Below are 2,319 nucleotides of genomic sequence, written 5' to 3' on the forward strand. Positions count from 1 at the left end.
CAGGCCCAGGATGATCAGGTGGTGTCCGGGGCCACCTCCTCCAGCCGCTCCAGCGAGAAAAGCGCCGCCAATACCCGCCAGCAGGGCTGAGATGCCCCAGGCAGCCGCCACCACTCTGGGCGCATTAATTCCCATGGCCAGCGCTTTGGTCTCGCTCTCCGATACGGCCCGCAGCAAAATCCCGTACCGGCTGTACTTGAGCATGGCTACCAGCAGGATTGCCAGTGGCAGGGCCAGGATCAGGCTCCAGACGGCCCTCGAGGAGAGAAAGATTCCCCCCATGCTAAAGGCCAGGTTGGGCAGCTCTTTGGGCATCTGGGTGACGTCAGCCGCCCCCATGGCTTTGAGCTCTGGCCCCCAGACAATCAGCACCGTGCCGTCCAGAACCGCCGCCAGGCCTATGGTAGCCATGATCACTGCGACCACATTGCGGCCCAGCAGAGGCCGCACAAACCCACGCTCGACCAGCACACCAAAAATAAAAGCCAGCGGCAAGGCCAGAATAATCGCCGCCAGCAAAGGGAAAAACAACGATAAGGTATAAGTCAGGTAAGCGCCAATCAGCAAAAACTCTGCGATGGCAAAGTTGACCACGCTGGTAGCCCGATAAACCAGGACAAACCCGGTTGCAATCACTGCATAAAGGGCGCCATTGGCCAGTCCGTTGAGGATGGTTTGTATAACCAGAGCAAGATCCATGGTTTTCCTTACCTCAAAACAAGCCGGGGCTGAAGCTTCAGCAGAACACTACCGTGGACGCCAGAGTGGCATCCACGGTGAGCAATAACCGTAACTCTTGGTCAGTTCAGTTACTGGGTGCGCTCCTGGCATCAAGCCCTCGACCGCCTGCTTAGACCCGCCTACCATCTACCCAGTCGGTAATGGCATCGAAACGAGCATCGCGCACATTGGCCCGCCACAGTCTGGTAAAGGGCAGTCTGCGATCTACCCAGCGCATATTGCGTACCTGCCCACCGGCATTGTAATCGCCCAGACCATCCAGAGCCTCAATGACCCCTGCCCTGGTAAGTCTTCCCGCCGCGTTGGCCCGCCGCATAGCCTCTGCCAGCACATCGGCTACCATCCAGGAACCCATGTAGTAGGTGGTTCGGTAGGAGAGATCCCGACCCCTGGCCCGGCGCAGGGCGCGTATCTGTTCTACGGCTGGCACGGTGGTGTCCCAGAAATAGGCGTTGTGGTAGGTGGCAATAAAGCCGTCGGCAGCGGGGCCAGTCCGGGGTATGAGGGCAATCTCGGCGGAGTAATAGGTGCCCATGAAGGTGGAGCGCACCCCCTGCTCGCGGGCTGCGCGCATCAGCAGGGGTTCAACCGTAAGCACATAGCCCTGCATAATCACAAAGTCGGGCGTGGTCTGGCGGAGCTGGGTCACGATGGGAGTAGCATCGGCGATGGCCAGCGGGGTTACGACCTCACCCACAATCTGGAATCCGACCCGCGCCGACTGCTCTTTGATGAAGGGGATGGGGTCGCGGCCAAACTCGGTATTTGAGTAGACCAGGAAGATTTTGGCTCCGCGCCCCCGCTGGCGACGAATCTGTTGCAGCAAGGCACCCGCCATGTCGTTGTAGGTGGGGCCCATCACAAAGATGGTGGGGAAGCGCTCGGGGTTGGCCAACACATTGGAGAAGGAGGTGGCCGAGTAGGGCAGGCCCAGCCGGGTAATTTCGGGGGCCAGGGCCAGCGAAAGTCCTGTGGAGCTACCGTACATGAAGAGCATCTCGTCGGCCCGCTCCCGCGCGATCACCCGGTTGAAAGCAGCCGTACCACGGGCTACGTCGTAACCATCATCCTCAACCACCAGTTCTAGCCGTCTACCCCCGATGCCTCCAGCATCGTTCACCCAGTCGGCGGCATCGCGGAACCCCTCCAGACCCGCATTGCCTGCGAATGCAAAGGCCCCGGTGAGAGGAAAGATGATACCCAGTCGGATCGGACGGGCCTGGGCACGGGCAATCATCCAGGGGCTATACACCGCAGAAGCAGCCAGACCTGCTTTGAGCACTTGCCGACGATTCATTTTCATGTACTACCTCCTCGAGACAACAACCAAATTGTGTTGTGACCCTAGAATACTATGTCCGATGGGGAGTTTTGTGGCGCAACCCGAGATTTGGCGTTACCAGACAATCATCAGGGCCTGGTCAGAGTGTTTTGCACAAATGCCCCAAACAGCAAAAAAAGCGGTGTGGGGTAAAACACTCCGGGCCAGTACCCGCGTTGCGGGGGGCGTACCGCCCTTGACTCCAGTACCCGCGTTGCGGGGGGCGTACCGCCCTTGACTCCAGTACCCGCGTTGCG

At 59.7% G+C, this 2,319-nt stretch carries 3 protein-coding genes; all 3 read right to left on the bottom strand.

The window, feature by feature from the left end; genetic code table 11:
- The coding region (locus Q0288_RS09010) for a branched-chain amino acid ABC transporter permease (RefSeq protein WP_299429604.1) at positions 1 to 699 on the bottom strand (699 nt) is incomplete at its 3' end.
- 151 nt (positions 700 to 850) lie between these two features.
- On the bottom strand, positions 851 to 2,038 hold the full coding sequence (locus tag Q0288_RS09015; protein ID WP_299429606.1) for an ABC transporter substrate-binding protein: 1,188 nt from the start codon (positions 2,036 to 2,038) through the stop codon (positions 851 to 853).
- Between the two features lie 99 nt (positions 2,039 to 2,137).
- The coding region (locus tag Q0288_RS09020; RefSeq protein WP_299429608.1) for a hypothetical protein at positions 2,138 to 2,319 on the bottom strand (182 nt) is incomplete at its 5' end.

Source organism: uncultured Meiothermus sp. (assembly GCF_937863175.1).
In the GTDB taxonomy this organism is placed as follows: Bacteria; Deinococcota; Deinococci; order Deinococcales; family Thermaceae; genus Meiothermus.